Source organism: Brucella daejeonensis, from assembly GCF_014199265.1.
In the GTDB taxonomy this organism is placed as follows: domain Bacteria; phylum Pseudomonadota; class Alphaproteobacteria; order Rhizobiales; family Rhizobiaceae; genus Brucella; species Brucella daejeonensis.
In genome coordinates this window covers 116257-141667 of the sequence record NZ_JACIJG010000003.1, presented here as the reverse complement: position 1 = coordinate 141667, position 25411 = coordinate 116257, and the positions used below count along the sequence as shown (strand labels likewise).

Below are 25411 nucleotides of genomic sequence, written 5' to 3'. Positions count from 1 at the left end.
GGATGACAAGCGAGGCGCCGCCCTTCTGGTGGGAGAAGCCCGACTGGCGTGCTTTCGCGCTTGCTCCCGCCGCGTGGATATACGGTGCCATCGCGGGGAGACGGCTTCTCAAGGCAACTCCTCCGGGAATCCCGTTGCCTGTTTTGTGCATCGGCAATTTTACGGTCGGCGGTGCGGGCAAGACGCCGACCGCTATTGCGTTTGCCTGTGGTGCCAAACAGCGCGGGTTTAAACCCGGCATCGTTTCGCGCGGCTATGGTGGCAGTTATCGGGGACTTCATCTGGTCGATCCGGGCCATGACAGTGCCCGGCATGTGGGCGACGAGCCCTTGCTGCTGGCGCGACATGCAACTGTTGCCCTTTGCCCGGATCGTTTCAAAGCAGCGCAGCATCTGCAAAGGCTCGGCTGCGATTTCATCATAATGGATGACGGTTTCCAGAGTGCCCGGCTATATACGGATTTTGCGCTTCTGGTCGTGGACGCCAGTCGCGGCATTGGAAATGGCCGGGTCATTCCGGCAGGCCCATTGCGGGCCCCTATCACTGACCAGATGCGCAAGACCGATGCGGTCCTTCGCATTGGCAAGGGCGAGGGTGCGGATTTCATCATCCGTCAGACAGCACGTGCCGGTCGCCCTGCTTATGAAGCAACCCTTGTTCCATCGTCGACCGCTGAGGTGGCGGGCAATCGCTGGCTGGCCTTCGCGGGTATCGGCAATCCGGACAAGTTTTACGAGAGCGTCAGGCAGGCCGGTGGCGAGGTGGTCGAAGCGCGCTCCTTTCCCGACCATCACAGCTTTGCCGAAGATGAAATCCACGACCTGATGGAAGATGCACGCCAGCGGGGGCTGGGGTTGATCACCACCGCCAAGGATCATGTGCGGCTGGCAACAATGCCAAGTGTCCCGGCCAGCTTTCTGGCCGGACTCGCTGTGCTGAATGTCGAATTGCAGTTCGAGCGCGCGGATGTTCTGGATCATATCCTCGATACAACGATCGAGCGGTTCAAGAACCGTATCCGCAAATAAATTTTGCGGATATCAGCCTTTTTTTCGGCTGCGCATCTCCGGGTTGAATTCAAGCTCGCGCTCGAATGAAATGAGACCGCTCGCATAAGGCTCCTGCCGGGCGACGCTCCAGTATTTCAATTCGTCCAGCGGTATATGCGCGCCGGTCACGGCACAGGCCACATAGGAGCCGTGCCTTACAATTTCATAATCGCCGTCGAGATAACGCAGGACAGCTTCCGAAGAGCGTGGGGATTCAAATCTATTCATATGTGTCAAACCTTTATGTCGGACTCTAGCAACCGCCAGCCCTTGCGTCCAGCGTCGCGAACCGGAAATCTGTCAGCGCCTGCCGAACAGCCGTTCGATGTCAGTGAGTTTCAACTCTATATAGGTCGGGCGTCCATGATTGCACGTGCCGGAACCGGGAGTTGCTTCCATCTCACGCAGAAGCGCATTCATCTCTTCAGGCTTCAGGCGTCGTCCTGAACGGACAGAGCCGTGGCAGGCCATGGTGGCTGCCACGTGGTTCAGCATGGCTTTCAGACCATCGGACGTATCGTGTTCGGCAATTTCATCGGCCAGATCGCGGATCAGTTGCTGGACATTCATTTCGCCGAGCATGGCAGGCGTCTCTCGAACGGCGATGGCGCCGGGGCCAAACTGTTCGATGCCAAGGCCAAAGCGCGCAAGAGTTTCCGCATGGCCGGCCAGCCGTTCGGCTTCTTCTTCCGGGAGGTCGACGATCTCCGGGATCAACAGCATCTGACCGGGGATCGGACGCGAGTGCAGGGCATTCTTCAGTGCTTCATAAACCAGACGCTCATGGGCTGCGTGCTGGTCGACGATGACGAGGCTGTCTTCCGTCTGTGATACGATATAATTGGCATGTATCTGGGCACGAGCGGCACCGAGCGGTTTTTGCTGAAGCTCCGTGGGGGCTTCTTCAGCGGTCGCGCGCGTATCGGCTGCGAGAACGCGGACTGCGGCGAGGTCAGCCTGTTCGTTCTCGCGAAAGGCGGAACCGAGATCGAGGGGGCGGTGGGCCGGGTGGGCTGTTTGCGGCGACCATTCGCCCCGCGGTGCGGCCGCTGGTGCAGGTCGCCAACCGGCGGATGCATAACCGCCGGAGGCCGGACGGGGATCGACTGGCGATTGCGGCTGAAAACCTTCCGCACGAAATGCCTGCAGCATGGCTTCCGCGCCGCTGGTCGCGGGACGGATACCCGATTGCGCCAGCGCCTGTTTGATCGCCCCGACAATCAATCCGCGCACCAATCCAGGGTCGCGGAAGCGCACATCGGCTTTGGCGGGATGCACATTGACGTCCACCAAAGCGGGGTCGAGTGTCAAAAACAGAACGGCGACCGGATGACGGTCGCGGGCGATGACATCGGCGTAGGCCCCCCGCAGCGCACCGAAAATCTGTTTGTCCCGCACGGGGCGACCGTTCACATAGGCAAACTGATGCAGGGCATTACCACGGTTATAAGACGGTATGCCGACAAAGCCAGCCAGCCTGACACCGTCGCGCTCCGCATCGATGGCGAGCGAGTTTTCTCCGAATTCTCTGCCCAGAACCTGCCCGATGCGTTCCAGCGTTGCGTCCGCGCCCGTACCGGTTGCGGGCATCTCCAACGAAGTGCGGTCCGTACCAGCGAGCGAAAAACGGATATGCGGAAAGGCGATGGCGATCCGCTTCACTATATCCGTGATGGCGGAGGCTTCGGCGCGGTCCGTTTTCATGAATTTGAGACGCGCGGGCGTGGCGTAAAAAAGGTCGCGTACTTCGGCGATTGTGCCGCGATTGAGCGCTGCCGGGCGCGGACCTTCCAGATGTCCGCCCAGGACAGAGACTTCGAAACCGGATTCCGCGTCTTGCGGGCGCGATTTCAGGGACAGTTTTGCCACGGAGCCGATGGAAGGCAAGGCTTCGCCGCGAAAACCCAGCGCGCGAATATCGTGCACATCGTCGGTAAGCTTGGAGGTGCAATGACGCGAAACCGCAAGCGGCAGTTCATCGGCGGGAATGCCGGAGCCGTTATCGGTCACACGCAGCAATGTCTTTCCGCCGCCAGCCGTGACGACCTCGATCCGGTCGGCACCGGCATCGATGGCGTTTTCGACAAGTTCCTTGATCACGCTGGCCGGGCGTTCGATAACTTCGCCCGCCGCGATCTGATTGATGATGGTTTCGCTTAAGTGTCGGATCGGCATGGCCAGACTATAAAAGGATTCGCTTCCGTAAAGAACTCATCATTATAGCCCAGCCAGGAGGGGTCATGTCCGCCCGTAAACATCGTCGAAACGGACGATGTCGTCTTCTCCCAGATATTCACCGCTCTGCACTTCGATGAGCACGAGCGGCAATATGCCGGGATTTTCCAGCCGGTGCCGGAAACCGCAGGGGATATAGGTCGACTGATTGGTGGTCAGCAGAATTTCGCGTTCGCCGTTGGTAACTTTCGCGGTACCCGAAACCACGATCCAGTGCTCGGAGCGATGATGATGCGCCTGCAGGCTCAGCCTGCTTCCGGGCTTGACCTCGATGCGCTTGATCTTGAAGCCGTCACCTTCTTCGAGAACGGTATAGGTACCCCACGGACGGTGAGCCGTACGGTGCAGCTTTGCGGCCTCATGGCCCTGCGCGCGTAATCTGTTGAAGACGCTGCGCACTTCCTGCGCCTTGTCGCGATGCGCGACGAGAAGGGCATCTGGCGTGTCGACCACCAGAAGGTCATGGACGCCGACGAGGCTGACCAGTCGCGTTTCCGACAGGACGAAGCTGTTGGTCGTATCCTCGAGAACGGTCTCACCGCGCAGGCGGTTACCTTCATTGTCCGGTTGCACCAGGTCGGCCATCGCCGCCCACGAGCCGATATCGGACCAGCCGCAAGAGACTGGTATGCAGGCGATGTTGTCGGCCTTTTCCATGATTGCATAGTCGATGGAAATGGCGGGCGTCGCCGCGAAATCGTCCTTCGGAATCTCAACGGTTTTCGTGTCGCCATTGACGCCGCGGCGTGCATGTTCGAGCGATGCCTGAACGCCGTTGAAAATGTCGGGCGCATAGTGTTGAAACGCATCGAGCATAGTGGCCGCCGTAAAGCAGAACATGCCGGAATTCCAGAAATAGCGCCCGCTCTCGATATAGGCCTGCGCGGTGATCGCATCAGGCTTTTCCACGAAACGCAGCACATCGGTCCCGTCGATTTCGATATAGCCGAAGCCGGTTTCGGGGTGGTCCGGTACGATACCGAAAGTAACGATACGCCCCGTTTCGGCAAGCTGGCGTGCTTTGAGAACGGCTTGCGCAAAAGACACTTCGTCTTCGATGAGATGATCGGCGGGCATGACGAGAAGCGTCGTTTCCGGGCCATAGGTTGCGGCGGCGTGCATGGCGGCGAGCGCAACGGCGGGGGCAGTATCGCGCCCGAGCGGTTCCAGCAGAAAGGCATTGTCGATTTTTGGCGCCTGTGCGTCGGCATAGGCATCCAGTGTCAGGAACAGGAAATCGCGATTGGTGACCGTGAGGATATGGTCCACGCCGTCAAGGTTGGCGGCGCGCTTGTATGTTTTTCCAATCAGGGTGCTGCCGTCCGGCAGTTCGATGAAGGGTTTGGGGTGGGCATCGCGTGAAAGCGGCCAGAGCCTTGAGCCGGAACCGCCGCTGATGATGACAGGAATAAAGCTCATTGCTCACTTGTCCTTTGTTGCATTGCGGGCGATATCGAGGCCCAGGGCCAGAAGTTCGGTGACCTGATTTTTATTCGCTGCCTCCACATAGCACCGCAATTCGGGCGCATTGCCGGAAGCGCGATAGTGGACGGTATTGCCGGAAGCGAAAAAGAGCTTCACCCCGTCAATCGTTTCGGATCGTAATATCCTGTCGCCAGCGGGAAAGAGTTTGCGGCGAGCGGTTTCGTCTTCAAGCATTCTTAGAAATGGCCTGCTCCTGTCTCCCGGCACATTCTGCAGCCGGTCGCTGAGCGTAGCGCGGAATTGAAAGTCTGCGCCGATCTTCGACAGGGGCTTTCCCTCCTGGCTGACTGTGCTGAGGCAGGCAAGGATCGGGAGCAGTGCGTCGCGTGTTGGAAGTGCTGCCAATTCACGGCCTTGCCTGTTCGCAGCGGAGCCGAGCAGGACGCCGCCATTTGCCTCAAAGCCCACGATGGACTGCGCGCCGTCAATCGCTGCGCGCGCCATGCCTTCGATCACATAGGGCGAGCCGACACGTGTCCTGACGACATGGGCGAAACGGCCGGTTTCTTCAAGCGCGGCATTGGATGTGACGGGCGTTACGATCGTGTCTGCGCCGATCCAGTTCGCAGTGATTGCGCCGACAAGATCTCCTCGCACAAACCGGCCGTTTTCATCGGCGATCAGAGGACGATCCGCATCGCCATCGGTGGAAACGATGGCATCGAAGCGGTTTTCTTTGGCCCAACCGGCGAGAAACCCGATGTCTTCCGGACGCAGGGCTTCCGTATCGACGGGAACGAAAACGTCCGACCGTCCGAGCGCGATAGTTTTCGCACCAAGCTCGGCGAGAATGCGGGTCATCAGGTCGCGCGCGACGGAGGAATGCTGATAGACGCCGACATGCAGGCCCCGGAGTGAGCCGCGACCCACGAAATCGACATAGCGTCGGGTATAGGCCGCAATGGCCGCGTCGTTTTCAGCTATATCGCGCTGATGCCGGAAGGAAAGCGACAGAGGGAGGGCGGCATGGGTCGTACTGATCGCCTGCTCGTCATTCTTGTCGATTTCGCCGTCGGCGCGATAGAATTTCAGACCGTTGCGATCATCCGGGATATGGCTGCCCGTAACCATGATGCAGGGCGCGCGTTGCGACATCGCATAATAGCTCAGGGCGGGGGTCGGCAGCACACCGCAATTGACCGGCCTGAAGCCGGCATCTTCGATTGCAGCCATGCACAGCGCGGCAATATCCGGGCTGGATGGCCGGAGATCTCGCCCAACGAAAACCGGCGCGCCTTCCTGTAGCCGTCCGCTTGCCGTCAGCATTTTGATGAAGGCGAGTGAATAGGCGTAGGCAGGCAAACCGTTCAGTTCGTTTGCCAGCCCTCGAAGGCCGCTGGTACCAAATTTGAGGGATGTCTCGCTCATATTTTAACTCAATCCCTCTGGATTACTGTTTCAGCTGTGCACCGAAACACAGCCTTGCTCAAGCCGCCTGTCATCTTATAACATTATCCCGAAAGGGTAATTTCTCTATTGGTGCAACAATATGCACCTTATTGCTGGTAATAGTCCTTATATGCCGGCAAATTCAAATCCTTAAGGCCGTCTGCGTTAACCACCGCCCGTGCAACGGCTTCAGCCATGACCGTTGCCGCGATTGCGCCGACGGCAGTCACGTCGGCTTCCGTGTTCTGCGCCTTGCCGGTCGACAGCGCAAAGATCGTGTCGCCGTCCCACATGGTATGGATCGGGTTGATCGTCCGCGCAAAACCATCATGCGCCATGCCGGCTATCTTTTTCAATTGCGCTTTATCGAATGGCGCATTGGTCGCGATTGCGCCGATGGTGGTATTTGCTCCGCCTGATTTGACCACGCCATGTCCCTGCATGATGGCGGACATCGTATCGCGAAAACCCTTGCCGTCTTCTGTGCGGGCACCTGCCAGTATGCGGCGTGAATTCGGCGCATAAACATCGCCCACGGCGTTGACTGCGACAATCGCCCCGACGACGATTTCAGTACCGGGCACCTTGTAGCTGGCTGTTCCCAGGCCGCCTTTCATCGCATAGTCCATCCCGAACATCTTGCCGACGGAGGCGCCCGCGCCTGCGCCGACATTGCCTTCGCCCGACGGTTCGGCCTTCGCGGCTTTGCAGGCGAGATAACCCGCTTCCTCATCCGGTCGAATGGAAAAGTCGCCGACGCCCAGATCCATCAGGATTGCGGCAGGAACGATGGGGACGACGCCCTTGCCGATCTTGAAGCCGAGATTGTTCTCCTCCAGATAGCGCATCACGCCGGTCGCGGCTGCAAGGCCATAGGCACTGCCGCCGGAAAGCAGGATTGCCTGTACCTGCTGGACAAAATTGATCGGATCGAGCAGATCGGTTTCCCGCGTGCCGGGCGCGGAACCACGCACGTCGACGCCCGCCGTCGCACCTTCCTCGCAGAGCAGAACCGTGCAGCCGGTCGGGCGTTTCGTGAGCGTATGGTGCCCGAGCTTTATTCCCGGCACATCGGTGATGCTTCCGCCCATGAGTTCCAGCATGTTATTTCCTCCCTCGGTTGCCGCCGATGCGGCATTCACCACAAAGGGCGCTGCCCCAAGTCCCGCAAGCGATTTGGCAAATGTTCTGCGATCCATAAAGCGTTTCCTCCTCCATTTGGTTCTCGACAGACCCTATTCCGGGAGAGCATTTTTTTCTCGGGCGCGGCGCTGGCGCAGCACGTCCGCCACGAAATTGCGAGACAGGGCATGGTACAGAGGTTCACGCGAGATCAGCCGCGCTGTGCCATAACCCAGCATTGATGCGCACATCAGGGGGATGACATTGCTGTGATTGCCGGTCATTTCCAGAATGATGACGAAAGCTGTCATCGGCGCCTGCACGACCCCGGCGAAATAGCCTGCCATGCCAAGCACTGCCGCCAGGCTGATGCTCGTTCCCAGCATGAGGCCTATCGTGCTGCCGAGTCCCGCCCCGACCGAAAGCGAAGGGGCGAAAATGCCTCCGGGTATCCCTGAAATCATCGAAAGGAGTCCGGCCAGCAGTTTTCCGATGAAATAGAGCGGCGGAAGGGCCAGTCCCTCGACGGCGCCGCGCGCCTGTTCATAGCCGGCGCCAAAAGTCGCACCGCCGGAAACGACACCGATGATTGCCACAAGCAAACCGCAGATACCTGCGAAAAGCACGGCATTGCGAACGGGAGCTTTCTGGACGCGGCGACGGACGCGCCGACCCAGATCGAGCGCCATCGCGCTGAAGGTCGCTCCCACCGCCCCGCCGATTACACCGCAGGCAATAACGAGAATCCAGTCCTTGCCCGCCGAGGCTGTGACGGTCGTCATGCCGAAATAATTGTAGTTTCCGACAAGGCCGAGCGAGGCCAGACCGGCGAGAATGACGGCCGAAAGAACCAGCCCGTTCGTTCGCGCTGCATAAGCTCGCCCCATTTCCTCGATTGCGAAAACAATTCCGGCAAGGGGTGTGTTGAATGCGGCGGCGATGCCGGCCGCGGATCCTGCCAGGATAAGACCGCGTGCCTGCTCCATGCCGCCGAACCGCGCAGACTGCAGCATGATGGACGCGCCGATCTGTACGGTCGGGCCTTCACGCCCGATGGATGCACCGAAGAAAAGGCCCGCTACCGTAAGGACTATCTTGCCGATAGCGGTTCGGATCGAAAGGAGAAGTGACCGGTCTTCATGGTTCGTCAGGTGTCGCGCAGCGATCGCCTGCGGAATGCCGCTGCCGCCGGAACTGGGAAACCAGGTGAGCGCGATCCACGAACAGAGCATGAAGCCCAAAGGTGTAATGAGGAGAGGTAGCCAGCCTCGCCAGGTACTGCCGCCGGTTAACGTTCTGAACCAGCCCTGGGCGATGTCGGCGGCTTCCGCAAAGCCGACGCTGATTATGCCGATTGCAAGCGCTCCGCACCAGAAAACGAGCCGCGGCTTCCAGAGCCGCGGAGACATCCACATGGCTCTTGAACGGCGGATAAGCGGAACGCGTTTATATGATTGCCTCACTTTACCCCTGCAAACTAGTCGGTGCCTGATTTCGAATTGCAAAGAGGTTTATCACGCAAATTCTTATCGGTAACTGAAACTTGTCCGTAAAAGACTTTTCATTTGGTCATAACCGTGTTACCAGCCGGTGCCAATTCAACCTAGCAACACAGACTCGTCGCTGCTCCCGGACGCTTTCCGGAGAGGCGGCTTTTCTTATTCAAAGGAATTGGCAATGGCTAAAATCGTGGAATCGCCCACTGGCGCTCTCGCTCTCACATTCGATGATGTGCTGTTGCAACCGGGCCATTCCGAAGTGATGCCGGGGCAGGTCGATCTGCGCACCCGTATCGCCAAAGACATCGAACTCAATTTGCCGCTCCTGTCCGCTGCCATGGATACGGTGACGGAATCGCGCCTTGCCATCGCCATGGCACAGGCTGGCGGCATCGGTGTTATCCATCGCAATCTCACGCCCGAACGTCAGGCGGAAGAAGTCCGCCAGGTCAAGAAATTCGAATCCGGCATGGTGGTGAATCCCGTCACCATCGGTCCCGATGCGACTTTGGCCGAGGCGCAGGCGCTGATGAAGGCGCATGGCATTTCCGGTATTCCGGTGGTCGAGAACGGTCAGAAAGGCCCCGGTCGTCTGGTCGGCATCCTGACCAATCGCGACGTGCGTTTCGCGTCTGATCCGGCGCAGAAAATCTACGAATTGATGACCCGCGAAAACCTCATCACGGTGCGCGAAAACGTCAACCAGGACGAAGCAAAACGCCTGCTCCATGCCCACCGCATCGAAAAGCTGCTGGTTATCGACGACAAGGGCCGCTGCGTTGGTCTGGTTACGGTCAAGGATATCGAAAAATCGCAGCTTAATCCGAACGCCGCCAAGGATGCGCAGGGTCGTCTGCGCGCTGCTGCTGCCACGAGTGTTGGTGAAGACGGATATGAGCGCGCCGAGCGCCTGATCGATGCGGGCGTCGACCTTCTGGTGGTCGATACGGCGCACGGCCATTCGCAGCGTGTTCTCGATGCGGTCGCGCGCATCAAGAAAGCCTATCCGAATGTGGCGATCCTTGCTGGTAACGTGGCGACCGCAGGCGGTACGCAGGCGCTTATCGATGCGGGTGCGGACGCGATCAAGGTCGGCATCGGGCCGGGCTCGATTTGCACCACGCGCATCGTAGCCGGTGTCGGCGTGCCGCAGCTTTCGGCCATCATGTCGGCGGTCGAAGCCGCGCATAAGCACAATATCCCGGTGATTGCCGACGGCGGAATCAAGTTCTCCGGCGATTTCTCAAAAGCGCTCGCTGCCGGTGCGGTTGCTGCCATGGCCGGTTCTCTGCTGGCCGGTACGGAAGAAAGCCCCGGTGAGGTCTATCTGCACCAGGGCCGCTCCTTCAAGGCCTATCGCGGCATGGGTTCGGTCGGAGCCATGGCGCGCGGTTCGGCGGATCGCTATTTCCAGGCGGAAGTGCGCGACGAACTGAAACTCGTGCCGGAAGGTATTGAAGGTCAGGTGGCTTACAAGGGGCCGATTTCCGCGGTCCTGCATCAGCTTGCCGGTGGGCTTCGCGCCTCCATGGGCTATGTCGGCGCAAAGACGCTGGAAGAATTCCGTGAAAAGGCCACCTTCGTGCGCATTTCCAATGCGGGCCTGCGCGAAAGCCATTCGCATGGCGTGGCGATTACGCGTGAAAGCCCTAATTATCCGGGCGGTATGTGACACGCATTGCCTGATCTGACCAAGGAAGGCGGCTCCAGCGAGCCGCCTTTTCTGTTTTTAAAGCGTGTTGCGTTCAACCATACTCAGGCAACACGCTTTAAGTTTTTGTTTTTACGCATGTCTTGAGCGGAAAACCGGTTCCCACTTTTCCGCGACATACTTTAGTTTGTCGCTGCCTTCAGCTTCTTGATCTCGGCCCTGATTTCATCAAAGGGGCCGACCTTGTGCACCTGTGCCGGTAAATTATCGGCATATGGGCCATAGCTCGCATCGACGGGTTTTTCCAACCGGTTCGGGAAGTCGTTTTCCAGGCTGGCTTTTGTCGGGCGCGGCTTCGACTGGAAGAAGGCCGCAATGTCCCATGCATCCTCCGGTTCCAGTTGCGGCTCTTCCAGCGATACGCCGTTCGGCATGTTGGCATGAATGAAATTCGCGGCCGAGATCAGCCGGTTCATGCCTGCGCCGTTGTTGAAGCTGTCCGGTCCCCACAGAGGTGGAAATTCATAACCCTTTGCATCGCCGACGACGCCGACGCGTTTGCCCTGTCCATCGGCTCCATGGCACAGGCTACAGATTTCAGCGTAGAGCTTTTCACCGCGCGCCGGATCGGCTGGGCGCTTCAATTCGGGTATTTTGCCGGAGCCACGGCCCTTGGTGCTTTCGCCGACAATCGTGCCTGCTGAAACATACTTGATATAGGCCACCATGGCTTTCATTTCGGTAGAATCGAGCGGCAGCGGCTTGCCGTTGAGGCTTCTGGTCATGCAGCCGTTGACCCGGTCTTCGATTGTCCCGATCTGGCCTTCACGTGAACGATATTGTGGAAAATCCCCGTAAACCCCGACAAGTGGCAAGCCATATTGTTTGGTCCCCGCCTCAAGGTGGCAACTCTGGCAAGAGAGATTATTGCCTGCAAAGCGCTTCGTTTCGTCGGCCACTTCAGGGCCGATATGCGCATAGGTTTGCGTAATCATGTCGCGTCCTTGCCGCACGGTACGCCCCCATGCATCATCAGGCAGCGTATCGGGATCGGGTATGTCCCACACTGTCTGTTCCGGCTCCGCGGCCTTTGCGGGCGCTGTCTCTCGACTGGTGACTGCTGCCGTGGTTTGCGGCGCAGTCTGGTTGCTGCTTGCCGCGACATTGCCGGTACGCGGCGGCGCCGAAGCCGGTTTCGAGCGCGAGCTATCGCTCGTCACACCGAAATATGCCAAGCTCAGGCAGAAGACCGCGCCATATATCCCCAAATCCGACCACCTCATTAACCTCTCCAGATAAAACGTTTAGAATCAAACGTTCGGTGGCTATGCCTCGCAGCTTAATGCAGTCTTAAGAGACGGGCGGGATGATTTGCCGGCATGGAGTTCGGTGGGATTATTTTTAACGCGTTTGCGCTTCCGATGATGCAGTCGGCTAACACGTTTTCTGTCATTGAAGATGTGAGCGCCGCCGAACAAGACCAGACTGTTGTTTCGCAAGGAGGAGCCGGAGCGAAAGCCGCGTCGGCTTTTTTGATTTGGCCATTGCCTTTTCTTGTCAAGGAAGGCTATGCCCGGATGTCATGAAGATAAGGAGAAGCCATGCGGCTTGGCGGACGCCTGCAGGCGGCGATTGAAGTTCTGGGCGAGATCGAAGCGGGCAAGCGACCGGCTTCCGATGTGCTGAAAGAGTGGGGTTCTGCGCACCGTTTCGCAGGTGCGGGCGACCGCGCGGTGATCGGCAATATTGTCTATGACGTGCTGCGGCGCAAATCGTCCATCGCATGGCGCATGGATGCCGACGATGCACGGGCTTTGGCCTTCGGCGCGTTGCTTGTCGATGGCGGCATGGATATTGCGGCGATTGATACAGTACTCGAAGACGACAAATTCGCGCCCGAAACGCTGGAACAGCCGCGCCGCGCCGCATGGGAGGCCCGCGATATTGCGCAAGCGCCCGCCCATGTTCAGGCCGATGTGCCGGAATGGTGCGCACCGTCTCTGGAAGAGCTTTTCGGGAGCCGCTGGGTGGAGGAGGGCAGGGCGCTTGCCGCGCGCCCGCCGGTCGATCTGCGCGTCAATCCGCTGAAGGCCACGCCCGCCCAGACACTTGCCATTCTTGAAAAAGCAGGCGCTGCGCCCGCACCTTTGCTCGACCAGGCGCTGCGTATTCCGCCCATCGAAGCGCTGGGCCGTCATCCCAATGTGCAGGGTGAACAGGCTTTTCTCGATGGCTGGTTCGAGGTGCAGGATCTGGGCTCGCAGCTGGCGGCGCTTTTTGCCGGTGCGAAGCCGGGCGAACAGGTGCTTGATTATTGCGCGGGCGCTGGTGGCAAGACGCTGGCGCTGGCAGCTTGCATGGGCAATAGCGGTCAGGTTCACGCCTATGATGCGGAGCTGGCGCGCCTGTCGCCGATGTATGAGCGCTTGCAGCGCGCAGGCGTGCGCAACACGCAGGTGCATGGCAATCTCGATGCGCTCGACCCGCTCACCGGTCGCATGGATCTTGTGCTGACCGATGCGCCTTGTACCGGCTCCGGCACATGGCGACGCAGGCCGGATGCCAAGTGGCGTCTCAACGATCAGCAACTCGAACGCCGCGTGCAGGATCAGCAAGAGGTGTTGGAAGCGGCCAGGCATTATGTCAAGCCGGGCGGACGGTTGGCCTATGTCACCTGTTCGCTGTTCGCCGAGGAAAATACGCGCCAGATCACACGTTTTCTGGCTGAAAATCCCGATTTTACCGAGGTCGCGCCGAAATCCATTTGGGATGCGGTGGTCGCTGATGCAGGCGATGACGCGCCGGTTTATCCTGCTCATGGCAGCGTATTTTCGCCATTGTCCACGGGCACTGACGGGTTTTATGTGAGTATTCTGCAAAAACAATAAACTACTGGGGGCGTGATGTCAGCGCAGCACATAGCGGAGCCGGATTTCAGGGAGCGCGTCGAGGAGAGTTTCGGACGGCAGGCGGCCATGAAACTCATTGGCGCGGAGCTGACGCGTTGTGAACCGGGTATTGTTGAAATCGAGATGCCATTTCGCGAAGAGCTGACCCAGCAGCACGGCATTCTCCATGCGGGCATGATTTCCGCGGCACTCGATTCCGCCTGCGGCTATGCCGCGCTGACGCTGATGCCTGCGGATGCCGCTGTTCTGACCATCGAATTCAAGGTCAACCTGCTGGCGCCGGGGCGGGGCGACCGCTTCCTGTTTCGCGGTGAAGTCACCAAGCCCGGCCGCACGATCATGGTCAGCGACGGACAGGCTTTCGCGGTGACCGATACGGATGTGCGCCTCATCGCCACGATGACGGGCACGATGATGGTGGTGCAGGATCGCAAAGGCTTGCAGGGATGATCAAGACCGTCGCCGGAAGACGTCTCCTTTATGTCATGGCTGCGGATGCCGAATATGGGCGTCATCTGGCCAGGCTCTTCACGCCCGTCATGATCGGCGTTGGGCCGGTCGAGGCCGCAATCAACCTGTCGCGCGCTCTGGTCGGCATGGAGCAGGACAATACACGCCCCGATCTGGTAATTTCGCTCGGCTCTGCCGGTTCCGCCAAGCTGCCACAAGCGGAAGTCTTTCAGGTCTCTTCCGTTTCCTATCGCGACATGGACGCTTCGCCGCTGGGTTTTGCCAAGGGCGAGACACCGTTTCTGGATTTGCCGACGGTGATCGACCTGCCATTCCAACTGCCGGGTCTTAGCCGTGCATCGCTTTCGACCGGCGGGAATATCGTTTCCGGCAAGGTCTATGAGACGATCGATGCGGATATGGTCGATATGGAAACATTTGCCTGCCTGCGCGCCTGCCAGATCCATGGCGTGCCGCTGTTCGGTCTGCGCGGCATATCGGATGGGGCGGAAGAGCTGCATCATGTCGGCGACTGGACGCAATATCTGCATGTCATCGATGAAAAAATGGCTGCGGCAGTCGAAGAACTGGAAGTAGCTATTGCCGATGGTCTTCTATCACTTCCTGACAATGTTATGTCAGGATAGGGTGGTTTTGCGTCACTCTCCTGTTGAGAGGCGCTGGTATAAACCCTATTTAGACATTGCAAATTCGTCCCTTTTTCAATAGACGCTGCACATGAGCACCACGGCACATCCCGACACAATCCTTATCATCGACTTTGGCAGTCAGGTCACGCAGCTGATTGCGCGCCGCGTGCGCGAAGCCAATGTCTATTGTGAAATCGTTCCCTTCCAGTCTGCGGAAGAAGCCTTCAAGCGATTGCAGCCGAAAGGCGTGATCCTTTCGGGCAGCCCGCATTCAACGGTCGATATCGGCTCGCCGCGCGCGCCGCAGGCCGTGTTCGAGGCAGGCATTCCGGTTCTTGGCATCTGCTATGGCGAGCAGACCATCTGCGCCCAGCTCGGTGGCAAGGTGGAAAATGGCCACGACCGCGAATTCGGTCGCGCCTTCCTTGATGTGAAGGAAGACAGTCCGCTGTTTGCTGGCATTTGGGCTAAGGGCACCCGTCATCAGGTCTGGATGAGCCATGGCGACCGCGTGACGTCGCTGCCTGATGGTTTTACCATCATCGGCACCTCGCCGAATGCGCCTTTTGCGGCGATTGCCGACGAGAAGCGCAAATATTACGGTGTGCAGTTCCACCCGGAAGTGGTGCATACGCCGGATGGCGCAAAACTTCTGCAAAATTTCGTGCATCGCATTGTCGGCGTAAAGCCGGGCTGGACGATGGGCGCATACCGCGAGCAGGCCGTTGCGGCAATCCGTAAGCAGGTCGGCAGCGGCAAGGTGATCTGCGCGCTGTCGGGCGGCGTGGATTCTTCCGTGGCAGCACTCCTGGCGCATGAGGCCATTGGCGATCAGCTGACCTGTATCCTTGTCGATCACGGTTTGATGCGCAAGGACGAGGCGAGCCAAGTCGTCGAGATGTTCCGCGAACATTACAATCTGCCGCTGATCCTCGTGGACGCAGCCGACCGTTTCATTGGCGAACTGGAAGGCGAAAGCGACCCGGAAAAGAAGCGCAAGACGATTGGCCGTCTTTTCATCGAAGTGTTCGAGGAAGAGGCGAAAAAGCTTGGTGGCGCTGATTTCCTCGTGCAGGGTACGCTTTATCCTGACGTCATCGAAAGCGTTTCGTTCACTGGTGGCCCATCGGTGACGATCAAGTCGCACCACAATGTGGGCGGCCTGCCGGAACGCATGAAGATGCAACTGGTCGAGCCGCTGCGCGAATTGTTCAAGGACGAAGTGCGCCTGCTCGGCAAGGAACTGGGCCTGCCGGACAGCTTTATCGGACGTCACCCGTTCCCCGGACCGGGCTTGGCCATCCGTTGCCCCGGTGGGATCACGCGCGAAAAGCTCGAAATCCTGCGCGAAGCCGATGCGATTTATCTCGATGAGATTCGCAAGGCTGGTCTTTACGATGCCATCTGGCAGGCTTTTGCGGTTCTGCTGCCGGTCCAGACTGTTGGCGTGATGGGCGATGGCCGCACTTACGAATTCGTCTGCGCGCTGCGTGCGGTGACGTCGGTGGACGGCATGACCGCTGATTTCTACCATTACGATATGAACTTCCTTGGCAATGCGGCCACCCGCATCATCAATGAAGTGCGCGGCATCAACCGCGTTGTCTATGACGTGACCTCGAAGCCGCCCGGCACCATCGAGTGGGAATGATTCAGGCCCATCCGAACGCCGCCGAATTTACGCTGAAATACGATCTAACCAACTGAAAACAAAAATAAATTCCTTCTATTCCTATCGACATCTATCGGTAGGCATAGATCGCGTTCGTCAGCCTTGCTGACGGGCCTCGCCCCCATTGATCAACCGTGAAAACGAAAGTACCGTCAGGTCAAACGAGGCCAATGACGGTACTTTTTTCGCGCTAATACACTGAAATATAAGCGTTTTCGACACCATCGGCCTCCAAAAACCGCGTGACGGTACTTTTCCGCAAGGAGGCCCGAAATGTTGACCGATGCAGCACTCAAGTGCTTGAAACCAAAAGCTAAAATGTACAAGGTATCCGATCGTGACGGCATGTATGTGCGCGTCGCGCCGTCGGGTGCCATCTCGTTCAGGCTCGACTATCGGCTGAACGGCAGGCGGGAGACCGTCTATCTCGGTCGGTATGCCCGTGACGGGATATCGCTCGCCAGGGCTCGAGAGCTATGCATTGATGCGCGCCGGGCGATTGCCGAGGGGCGGTCCCCCGCCATCGAGAAGCAGCGGGAGAAGCGCAGGATCAAGGAAGCAAAGAGCTTCGGCCAGTTCGGCGAGAAATGGCTGACCAACGCACCGATGGCCGACAGCACGCGCGCGATGCGTCGCTCCATCTTCGAACGCGAACTCATGCCCGTCTGGCGGAACCGACTTCTGACAGAGATCACACCTGATGACCTGCGCGCCCATTGCGGCAAGATCGTCGAGCGGGGTGCGCCTGCGACCGCCATCCATGTGCGGGATATTCTGAAGCAGATCTACGGTTTCGCCATTCTTCACGGAGAGAAGGTCGCCAATCCGGCCGATGACGTCGGTCCGGCCTCGATCGCCATCTTTACCCCGAAGGATCGCGCGCTTTCACCCGCCGAGATCCGCATCATGTTCAAACAGCTCGAGCATGTCGCGACGCTGCCGACAATCCGCCTCGGCATGAAGCTTTACCTCCTCACCATGGTCCGGAAGAGCGAGCTGCAGGATGCGGTGTGGGACGAGATCGATTTCGACAACGCCGTCTGGACCATCCCGAAGGAGCGCATGAAGCGGTCGAAGCCGCATAACGTCTACCTATGCCGACAGACGTTAGACATCATGATCGCGCTCAAGACTTGCTCCGGCAACTCCCGATATCTTTTGCCGTCCCGGTATGACGCGGACGCGCCGATGTCTCGCGCGACCTTCAATCGGATCACCTACTCCGTCGTCGAGCGAGCCAAGAAGGAGGGGCTGCCACTGGAGCCATTCACGGTCCATGATCTGCGGCGGACGGGGTCAACGCTACTAAATGAGCTGGGCTTTAACAGCGACTGGATCGAAAAGTGCCTGGCGCACGAGGACGGGCGTTCGTCGCGCGGCGTCTATAACAAGGCTGAGTATGAGGTGCAGCGTCGGCATATGATGCAGCAGTGGGCGGATACCGTGGACGCCTGGATCGACGGACGGAAGTATGCGCCCACGCTTTTGCCGCAAGCTATGCCCTTGATGGAGCTGGATCCCGCCCTTTGACGGGGCGGGTTTTACGCTTGGTGACATCGGGGTGTTGGGCGCGCCGGATCGGCGCAGTCCGCCGCGCCATCAGCCAAGCCTCGACCTCGGCCAGATCCCAAACGATACAACGTGGCGAGAGCGCGAACCGGCGGGGAAACTCGCCACGCTGCTCCATTTCATAAATAGTGCTGTCAGCCATCGGCACCATCTCCCGCAACTGCTGTCGCCGAATTGTTCTCCGAATTTGCATAGTTTCGATCTTTGCCATGCTCAATCTCCTGCGTTGCTGGGGCGATTGAGACTGATAGATGCCGATACTGGAAGCCCCGTCGAAATTCCGTGCGGTCTTTTCGGGCTATAGCGTACGCATCGGAGGGTTTTCCCGACGGCATAGGAGCGAACAGGCGCTGATAGACAAGCTCGAAACGTGCGGGGCCTGCTGCGAGGAGGCACATTCAGTAAACGCGACTCCCTTCAAAATCCGGTTCCGAAAGGAGTGTCGGTTCGAGCCCGACCACCCGCACCATCTGTTTCGTGTCGTAGAGCCCTTCGCCAGCATTTAGCCTGCTTCGAGGTGTTCGCCCCACCCGGCTGGGAGATAGCGTGACCGAACTTCCCACTTCGGTTTTCGATGCTTAGCGAGATCGATTCAAGGCAAGCCGTCTGAACAGCGCCTTCATCCCCCTCACTCACGCGACGTTGGCGGACATCGACAGCAGCCCTTCTGCTTTGGCCATGCTAACATCTAAATGAGGTTGAAACGGTCAAGCAACTTGTAGGCGCCCAAAGTTGTAGCGGCCGTAACTTCTTCGCACTATTCGCGAACAGGACGTCGATGAAGGATTCATCGCCCGCTTCCCTTGCCAAGGACAAAGCAACCAGTCGAGGCCGTTAATGAGGTCATCGTGCATGCGCCCGGCGATCTTGCACCCAGCAGTTCCCCGGTGACAAAGTTCATGATCGGGCTTGGAGGATACCGCGGATCGGCTTCCGGGCGGGGGGTGTCGAGGCTGTCCGACGGATGGCTATCGACTTCGCGCTCCTCACCCGTCGCCAGATCGATACGGGCTAGACGCGTGCGATCCGTTCCGGAATTTGAGCCTACCAGCACTCCTTTTCCGTCCGGCGTAGCACGGACCGGAAGCGGTCCGAGTAGATAGTCACGGCCTTTGAATATCGCCACGGGGGTGAAGCATCCGTCATCGTAACGGGCAAACTCATGATCGCCTTGCTCATTGATAATGAAGGCATGAAGCTTGCCCCGCGGGACAATAACCCAGGCAACGTACCTGCTGGGGCTCTCGGCGACGTCAAAGGAGAAGTGTTACGGTTGTGCCCTGCCGGTCGCTCTGGATCGAAACACGCCCGCGGTGATTGCCGACGATCTGCTTGACAAGGCTCAGTCCCAAACCAGATCCCTTGCTTTTCGGGGTCACCCGATAGAAAGGTTCGAACACTAATTCCTGATGCTCTGCCGGGATGCCTGGGCCCTGATCGGCCACCGCGATCGTGCCATCCATAGAGACCGAAATCACAATCTCTCCGCGGCCCTCACAGTGATCGATAGCATTGCGGATAAGATTACTGACTGCTCTTGCCAGGGCCGGAGCGCTGCCATTGCGTTCCAGCTTCTCGACGTCGCTTTGAAAAGAAATCTGGTAGCCCGCCGCGATCGCTACAGGAGCGATGTCTGCCACGGCCGTCTGTGCAATTTCAACCAGATCGACCTTGCCATCCAGTTCCAGCGCCTGGTCGTTGCGCTCAAAGTCGAGGAGTTGTTCAGCGGTGTCGGCCAGACGTGCCACGTCGTCTAGCATCCGGGAGCGTTCCGGTCCTTCAGACATACCGTCGATCCGCGTCTGCATGATTGCAATAGGAGTTCTAAGCTCGTGGGCCGCGTCGATCAGGAACCGTTGGCGTTTCTGTGCCTCTTTTTCGAGACGATCGAGCGTTCCGTTAAACGCCGTGACGAGGGGAGTGACTTCTTTGGGGATGCCATCGAAAGGAAGGCGCGCTCCGTGCCGTCGCGGCTCGATCTGCGCAGCCCTATCGGCGACATCGCTCACCCGCGCGAGAGCGCGTTTCACAATCCGCGGAACGGCAAGGAAGATAGCAGGCAACGCGACCGCGAGCAGAGAGACGTAAATCGGGTAGGCCTTGGCCAGAAGGGCGAGAACGGGCGAGCCTTTGTCGGCCACGCCGCCAAACAGAATCCGAACCTCCCCGACTACCGTCTCGGTTTTGTCAATGGTCGCGACCTCGGTGGTCGTGGCGGACCCTCTTATATCCGCATCGTCGAACAGGTGAACCAGATGCGTGAGTTCGGCATAGGCTGGAGGGATGGTGCCATGAGACACAGACACACCATCCACGGTGGCCACCACATACCAGAGCGAGCCGTTCTCCTGCCTGAGCACCTTCATCTCTGGTGTTTCCTGCAATCTCAGCCCCCCCTGGCCGTCGCGCACCGCCGCCCCGGCAATTGCCGTCTCGATCTTCTGCTGCATGGCCATGTTCGGCGACATGATGGTACCGGCCCAGACGCAAAGCCCGAAGATAACTGCGCCGACGACGGCGACGATAACCAGGCTGAGCTGCCAGCTCAGCTTCCACCAAAGCGAAGTGTTGGCCGTTGAGCGCATTATTCCTCCTTCAACAGATATCCGACACCTCGAATATTGTGGATCATCACTCCGGCGCCGGCATCCGACAGCTTCTTTCGCAGCCGTGAGATATGGGCGTCGAGAGCATTCGATTGAATCTCTTCTTCGTAATTGTAAACCGCCTCTTCCAGCGCCGAGCGCAAGACCGTCTTGCCTTTTCGCTTGGCCAGCGCCTGAAGGACCAGGAGTTCGCGCCTCGGCATATCGAGCGGAGCATCGTCGATCTTGACGGTTAGATGCAGCGGGTCGATCAAAAGCCGGCCAATCTGAACATCCTGCTCGGCGAGCTCCGGATGCCGCCGCATGAGCGCTCTTACGCGCGCCATAAGTTCCTCGATCAGGAACGGCTTCCCGAGATAATCATCCGCGCCGAAGTCAAGTCCTTCGACGCGTTCCATCGGTTCATTCCGAGCGGTGAGAACGATAATCGGCGTGCCGTTGCCCGTGCGCCGGAGCTTCGGAATGAAAGTCAGGCCTTCGCCATCCGGCAAGCGACGATCGAGAAGAATCGCATCGTACTCGTTTTGGAGGACCAGTTCCTGCGCATGGGCAAGATACATCGTGTGATCCGTGACGATTCCATGCTTTGCCAAGCCTGCCGATAACGCGTTGGCCAGTTCCTTCTCGTCCTCGATCAACAGGAGCCTCATCGTTCCTCCGTTCGCTTCATTGCGATCATCTTCGCCCAAAGGATTGCAGCAGCATTACGCGAAGAAAAAGATCGGCAGGTAATGCTGCTGCAATTGTCGAGCCGCAGAAATCGAAGCCACTCAAATGCAACAATCTAAGCGGACGGACGCTCGGCGTCTTGCTGCTCATCATGAGGAATCGACATCATGGCTACGAAGTGGACGAAAGCGCTGGCTTTGACGGGGACGGTTCTTGGCGGCGCCTACCTCGTGAGCGTGATGATAAATCCGGCAAGTGGAAAAGTCGATACGAACGACCGGTTGAAGAGGATCGTGCAGAGCGCAGCAGCGCACGATACAAGACCCTTGATCGAACTTTCTTCGTTTGAAATTGCCAGAGTACAGCCAACGAACCTCGTTGAGAGGCTGCGGGTCAGCGGTGAGCTTCGCCCGATCAACCAAGCCACCCTGCGTGGCAGGAATAGTGGCCGCATCTTGCAAATCGATTTCCGGGAAGGTCAGGCGGTAAGAGCGGGCGACGTCCTGGCAAAATTCGAGACGGAAGATCTCCGGTCCGTCCTCCAGCAAAGGCAAGCGGATCGTGAAGGCGCCATGGCCGAAATGCTTCTTGCGATGCAGTCGCTGAACAGGATCGAGCAGCTCACGGGCAAGAAGGTCACGAGCCAGGAGCAGCTTGACAAGGCTAAAAGCGAGGTGGCCAGCGCGAATGCCCGGCTGGATAGCCTTGCCGCCCAGGTGGAAATAGCGCGTACCGCCTTGCGGGACGCCGAAGTCCTCGCGCCCTTTGACGGCATCGTTTCGAAGCTCTCCGTTAATCAGGGAGCGCGTGTGGGGGCGGACGCCGAGCTGCTCACGGTCGTCGACATCAGCGTTATGGAAGCGAGGGTCATGGTTTCCACGCGGGATGTTTCGCGTGTCGCGGCTGGACAACCAGTGGAACTCGCAATCGACGGCTTTGAAGAACAGGTAATACAAGGAGAAGTTTCCCGGATTAGCCCAGCCGCCGATGACGGCAGCCGCTTTGTCGCCGTCTATGTCCGGCTCGCCAATGATGACGGTCGCCTCAGAGGAGGAGTGTTTGCAACGGGCTCGATCCTGGTTCGCCAGGATCACGACGCGATCGTTGTTCCGATTGCTTCGCTGCGAAAGGACGACGAAGGCGACTATGTGCTCAAACTCGTAGCAGGCGATCTTGTTCGTCAGCCGGTCACTGTCATATCCAAATGGCTCGAAGACGAAAACGCCCATATCTCCGGCCTGACACCAGGTGACACGATCGTAACCGTGCCCTTGCCCGAGTTTCAACCGGATCTTGCCGTCACGATGACGAAGGCGGGCTGACCATGTTTCTTACGCGTATTTCCGTCAGCCATCCGGTTTTCGCGACCATGATGATGGTCGTGGTTCTTGTGTTCGGCGCCTTCTCCTACGACCGACTTGGCGTCGATCAATTTCCGAATGTCGACGTCCCTGTCGTCGTGGTGACGACGAGCTATCCCGGCGCGACGCCCGAGACCGTCGAAATGGAAGTGACAAAGCCGATAGAAGAGGCGTTGAACACGATCAGCGGTATCGAGGACGTGACCTCCACGTCCTACGAGGGGCGATCCGTCGTCGTCGCGAACTTCAAGCTCGAGGTGCAAAGCCCGATTGCCGCGCAGGATGTCCGCGATAAAGTGGCTGCCCTCGACGCGGAGCTTCCGGAACAGTCCCACAAGCCGGTGGTGTCGCGTTTCAATCCGTCAGACGAGCCGATCCTTTCGATCGCGATCAACTCGACGACGCTCGACATACCGGAACTGACCACTTTTGTCGAGCAGCGCTTGGTGCGGGAACTCGCAACGGTCTCAGGGGTCGGGCGGGTAACCGTGGTCGGCGGCCGGAAGCAGCAGATCCATATTCATCTCGACGAATCCAGACTGAGGGCATTTGGCGTCGGCGTCGATGAAGTTATCAATGCCCTCAAAACCACCAGCCAGAACCGGCCTGCCGGAAGTGTGATCAGCGGTCTTTCCGAGCGCATCATCCAGATCCAGGCGCGGGTGTCGGAGCCGAAGGGGTTTCGGGACATGATCATCGTCCGCCGTGGCGGCGGGCCTGTCTATCTGTCCGATGTGGCCACCGTGAAAACCGGCCCGGCGGATCCGGAAAGCAGAGCGATCTATAATGGCGAAACAGCGCTCGCGCTCGATATCGTCAAGGTTCAGGACGCCAATACCGTACAAGTCGTGACGGACGTTCGCACACTGCTCGATCAGTTGAACACCCGGTTCAAGGACAAGAATGTAGTTCTACAAGTGATCAAGGACGCCTCGAAGCCCATCGTCGAGTCTCTGAGCGAGGTGCAGACAACCTTGATCGAGGGAGCGGCGCTCGCTGTCGCCATTGTTTTCCTGTTCCTCAATTCATGGCGCAGCACCATCATCACGGCGCTCACATTACCGATTTCCATGATCGGCACGCTCGCCGTCATCGATTTTCTCGGCTTCACGCTCAATATGCTCAGCCTGCTTGCCCTGACGCTCTCGATTGGCATCCTTGTCGATGACGCAATCGTCGTGCGCGAGAACATCACGCGTCATCTTCATATGGGGAAGTCGCATCTCAAGGCTACCCTCGACGGCACCAAAGAAATCGGTCTCGCCGTCCTGGCGACAACCGCGACCATCGTCGCGGTTTTCCTGCCGGTCGCTTTCATGGACGGCATGGTCGGCCGTTTCTTCTATGAATTCGGCGTGACCGTATCAGCGGCCGTCCTGATTTCACTGTTCGTCGCCTTCACGCTCGATCCCATGCTCTCCAGCGTCTGGCATGATCCCGATGCCGAGCCCGATGCAAAACGGGGACCGATTGGGCGGCTTATCGCGCGCTTCGATCTCGGCTTTGAAAAACTCGCGGAGATTTATCGAAGGATCATCGAATGGACGCTGCGCCACCGCGCCGTCACGCTTTTGCTGACGACTAGCGTCTTCATAGGCAGCATCTTCATGATTCCTCTTGTCGGCGTCGAATTCGTCGCCAACGCCGACGAGGGCCGGTTTCAGATCAACGTCACCACACCGGCCGGCTCGTCACTGGACTATACGACCATTAAGATCGGGCAAGTGGAAAACGCCTTGCGGGAGTTTCCCGAGCTGGCATCGATCTATTCGACCGTCAACACAGGCGGCAACGCCGGCAAGCACAAGGCTTCCATGCTCGTCAGTCTCGTGCCTCAGCACGAACGCGAACGCACGCCGATTGCTTTGGCGGATCCAATTCGCCAGCGCCTCTCGGCCATTCCGGGGGTAGACATCGCGATCATACAGGAGGGCCTCGGCGGTGGTGCAAGTCCCATACAGCTCAGTGTGCTGGGTGACGATCGGGCCGAACTGGAAAAAGCTGCCGCAAAGCTGATGGAGGGAATGCGCAAGATCTCCGGCGTTGTCGACATCAACTCAAGCGCAAGCGATGCAAAATCCATCCTTTCGGTGCGGCTCAAGCGCGAGCAGGCAAGCGATCTTGGCGTCGGCATTCAAGAACTGGCTGGAATGCTCCCGCCGCTCGTCGGCGGCGAAGATGTTGCCACGTGGTCTGACGCCCTCGGCGAAACCTACGACGTTGTCGTTCGACTCCCCGAGGATCAACGTGCCAGCGCTGCAGTCATTCGGGAGTTGATGATCACCATCCCAGGCGATGACAAGAGTGGAAGCCCGCGCATGGTAAGATTGGATCAGGTCGCGCACCTGGATCTCGTGCCGGGAGCCTCCGAAATTAGGCGACTCGACCTCACGCGGGAAATCCTCATCTCCGCCGATGTTTCCGGTCGCGCGGCGGGCGATGTGACGGCAGATCTGGAAGCCCTTATCGAAAAACAGGACCTTACGGCAGGATATCGGATCAAATTCGGAGGAGATGCCGAAGACATCGAAAAGGCGACCACCAGCATGCTCAAGGCGCTGACCATGGCAGTGATCTTCATCTACGTCGTGCTGGCGTCGCAGTTCGGAAGCTTCATTCAGCCGATCGCCATCATGGCGGCGCTGCCTCTGTCGTTGGTGGGCGTGCTCATCGGGTTGCTGGTTGCGGGAAGCACCATCAACATGTTCTCAATGATCGGCGTCATCATGCTCATGGGCCTCGTCACGAAGAACGGCATCCTGCTGGTCGACTTCGCCAATCGCGAGCGCCAGCGTGGGCTTTCAATACTGGAGGCTTTGGCCAATGCCGGTGTGGTACGATTCCGTCCCATCATCATGACGACGCTTGCCATGATCTTCGGCATGATCCCGCTTGCCATGGCAGCCTCCGGCGCAGGTGCGCAACGAGCCCCTATGGCCCACGCAGTAATCGGCGGCCTTGTCAGTTCGACGGTCCTGACCCTTGTCGTGCTCCCGGTCATCCTATCCTATGTCGTTAGCCTCACGCGCTGGGTTTCGGATCGGTCACTCCGAAATCCTCGTATGCAGGAGGATGTTCAGCAGTCGCGATAGGCG

At 58.8% G+C, this 25411-nt stretch carries 20 protein-coding genes; 10 read left to right on the top strand and 10 right to left on the bottom strand.

What is annotated here, in order from left to right; all coding sequences use genetic code 11:
- The first annotated feature begins 2 nt into the window (after nt 1-2).
- Entirely contained in the window at nt 3-1028 is a 1026-nt protein-coding gene (gene lpxK / locus FHS76_RS04640) for a tetraacyldisaccharide 4'-kinase (protein ID WP_183648759.1), read from the top strand.
- 12 nt (nt 1029-1040) lie between these two features.
- Here the strand turns inward: lpxK and FHS76_RS04635 are convergent, their stop codons facing one another.
- The 6 genes from FHS76_RS04635 to FHS76_RS04610 form a co-directional block, all read right to left on the bottom strand.
- Nucleotides 1041-1277, bottom strand: a complete 237-nt coding sequence (locus tag FHS76_RS04635) for a DUF2093 domain-containing protein (protein ID WP_183648756.1) — start codon at nt 1275-1277, stop codon at nt 1041-1043.
- Between the two features lie 72 nt (nt 1278-1349).
- Complete coding sequence (mutL, locus tag FHS76_RS04630) at nt 1350-3224, bottom strand: DNA mismatch repair endonuclease MutL (protein ID WP_183648753.1); 1875 nt, start codon at nt 3222-3224, stop codon at nt 1350-1352.
- 63 nt (nt 3225-3287) lie between these two features.
- Nucleotides 3288-4703: a mannose-1-phosphate guanylyltransferase/mannose-6-phosphate isomerase gene (locus tag FHS76_RS04625; protein WP_183648750.1), complete on the bottom strand. Its 1416-nt coding sequence runs from the start codon at nt 4701-4703 to the stop codon at nt 3288-3290.
- 3 nt (nt 4704-4706) lie between these two features.
- A complete protein-coding gene (locus FHS76_RS04620) occupies nt 4707-6137 on the bottom strand; it encodes a phosphomannomutase (protein ID WP_183648747.1) in 1431 nt (476 codons plus the stop codon).
- A 128-nt stretch (nt 6138-6265) separates the two neighbouring features.
- The gene (locus FHS76_RS04615) at nt 6266-7357 is read right to left on the bottom strand and encodes a P1 family peptidase (RefSeq protein WP_183648744.1); all 1092 of its coding nucleotides are present in this window, start codon (nt 7355-7357) and stop codon (nt 6266-6268) included.
- A gap of 36 nt (nt 7358-7393) precedes the next feature.
- The gene (locus FHS76_RS04610; RefSeq protein WP_183648741.1) at nt 7394-8743 is read right to left on the bottom strand and encodes a chloride channel protein; all 1350 of its coding nucleotides are present in this window, start codon (nt 8741-8743) and stop codon (nt 7394-7396) included.
- A 214-nt stretch (nt 8744-8957) separates the two neighbouring features.
- On the opposite strand from FHS76_RS04610, the gene guaB reads away from it, so the two are divergent.
- Nucleotides 8958-10451: an IMP dehydrogenase gene (guaB, locus tag FHS76_RS04605; RefSeq protein ID WP_183648738.1), complete on the top strand. Its 1494-nt coding sequence runs from the start codon at nt 8958-8960 to the stop codon at nt 10449-10451.
- Between the two features lie 161 nt (nt 10452-10612).
- Here the strand turns inward: guaB and FHS76_RS04600 are convergent, their stop codons facing one another.
- Nucleotides 10613-11713: a c-type cytochrome gene (locus tag FHS76_RS04600; RefSeq protein ID WP_183648735.1), complete on the bottom strand. Its 1101-nt coding sequence runs from the start codon at nt 11711-11713 to the stop codon at nt 10613-10615.
- Between the two features lie 96 nt (nt 11714-11809).
- Here FHS76_RS04600 and FHS76_RS04595 point away from each other — a divergent pair, with 96 nt between their 5' ends.
- From FHS76_RS04595 to FHS76_RS04570, 6 genes are all read left to right on the top strand, one after another.
- Complete coding sequence (locus FHS76_RS04595; RefSeq protein ID WP_183648732.1) at nt 11810-12016, top strand: hypothetical protein; 207 nt, start codon at nt 11810-11812, stop codon at nt 12014-12016.
- 15 nt (nt 12017-12031) lie between these two features.
- Nucleotides 12032-13318: an RsmB/NOP family class I SAM-dependent RNA methyltransferase gene (locus FHS76_RS04590; RefSeq protein WP_183648730.1), complete on the top strand. Its 1287-nt coding sequence runs from the start codon at nt 12032-12034 to the stop codon at nt 13316-13318.
- Nucleotides 13319-13333: 15 nt separating this feature from the next.
- Entirely contained in the window at nt 13334-13789 is a 456-nt protein-coding gene (locus FHS76_RS04585) for a PaaI family thioesterase (protein WP_183648728.1), read from the top strand.
- The gene (locus FHS76_RS04580; RefSeq protein WP_183648726.1) at nt 13786-14436 is read left to right on the top strand and encodes a 5'-methylthioadenosine/S-adenosylhomocysteine nucleosidase; all 651 of its coding nucleotides are present in this window, start codon (nt 13786-13788) and stop codon (nt 14434-14436) included. The genes FHS76_RS04585 and FHS76_RS04580 overlap by 4 nt, the downstream gene beginning before the upstream one ends.
- Nucleotides 14437-14527: 91 nt before the next feature.
- Nucleotides 14528-16090: a glutamine-hydrolyzing GMP synthase gene (guaA, locus tag FHS76_RS04575; protein ID WP_183648724.1), complete on the top strand. Its 1563-nt coding sequence runs from the start codon at nt 14528-14530 to the stop codon at nt 16088-16090.
- Nucleotides 16091-16384: 294 nt separating this feature from the next.
- Nucleotides 16385-17641 (top strand): tyrosine-type recombinase/integrase, encoded by a 1257-nt coding sequence (locus tag FHS76_RS04570; protein WP_183648722.1) that lies wholly within the window; start codon nt 16385-16387, stop codon nt 17639-17641.
- Here the strand turns inward: FHS76_RS04570 and FHS76_RS04565 are convergent.
- From FHS76_RS04565 to FHS76_RS04555, 3 genes are all read right to left on the bottom strand, one after another.
- Entirely contained in the window at nt 17607-17891 is a 285-nt protein-coding gene (locus FHS76_RS04565) for a helix-turn-helix transcriptional regulator (protein ID WP_183648720.1), read from the bottom strand. The genes FHS76_RS04570 and FHS76_RS04565 overlap by 35 nt on opposite strands.
- Nucleotides 17892-18933: 1042 nt before the next feature.
- Nucleotides 18934-20265 (bottom strand): sensor histidine kinase, encoded by a 1332-nt coding sequence (locus FHS76_RS04560; RefSeq protein ID WP_183648717.1) that lies wholly within the window; start codon nt 20263-20265, stop codon nt 18934-18936.
- On the bottom strand, nt 20265-20936 hold the full coding sequence (locus FHS76_RS04555) for a response regulator transcription factor (protein WP_183648714.1): 672 nt from the start codon (nt 20934-20936) through the stop codon (nt 20265-20267). The genes FHS76_RS04560 and FHS76_RS04555 overlap by 1 nt, the downstream gene beginning before the upstream one ends.
- Before the next feature lie 186 nt (nt 20937-21122).
- Between FHS76_RS04555 and FHS76_RS04550 the strand changes: the two genes are divergently transcribed.
- On the top strand, nt 21123-22277 hold the full coding sequence (locus tag FHS76_RS04550) for an efflux RND transporter periplasmic adaptor subunit (RefSeq protein WP_183648711.1): 1155 nt from the start codon (nt 21123-21125) through the stop codon (nt 22275-22277).
- A gap of 2 nt (nt 22278-22279) precedes the next feature.
- On the top strand, nt 22280-25408 hold the full coding sequence (locus FHS76_RS04545) for an efflux RND transporter permease subunit (protein ID WP_183648708.1): 3129 nt from the start codon (nt 22280-22282) through the stop codon (nt 25406-25408).
- The last annotated feature ends 3 nt before the right edge of the window (nt 25409-25411 follow it).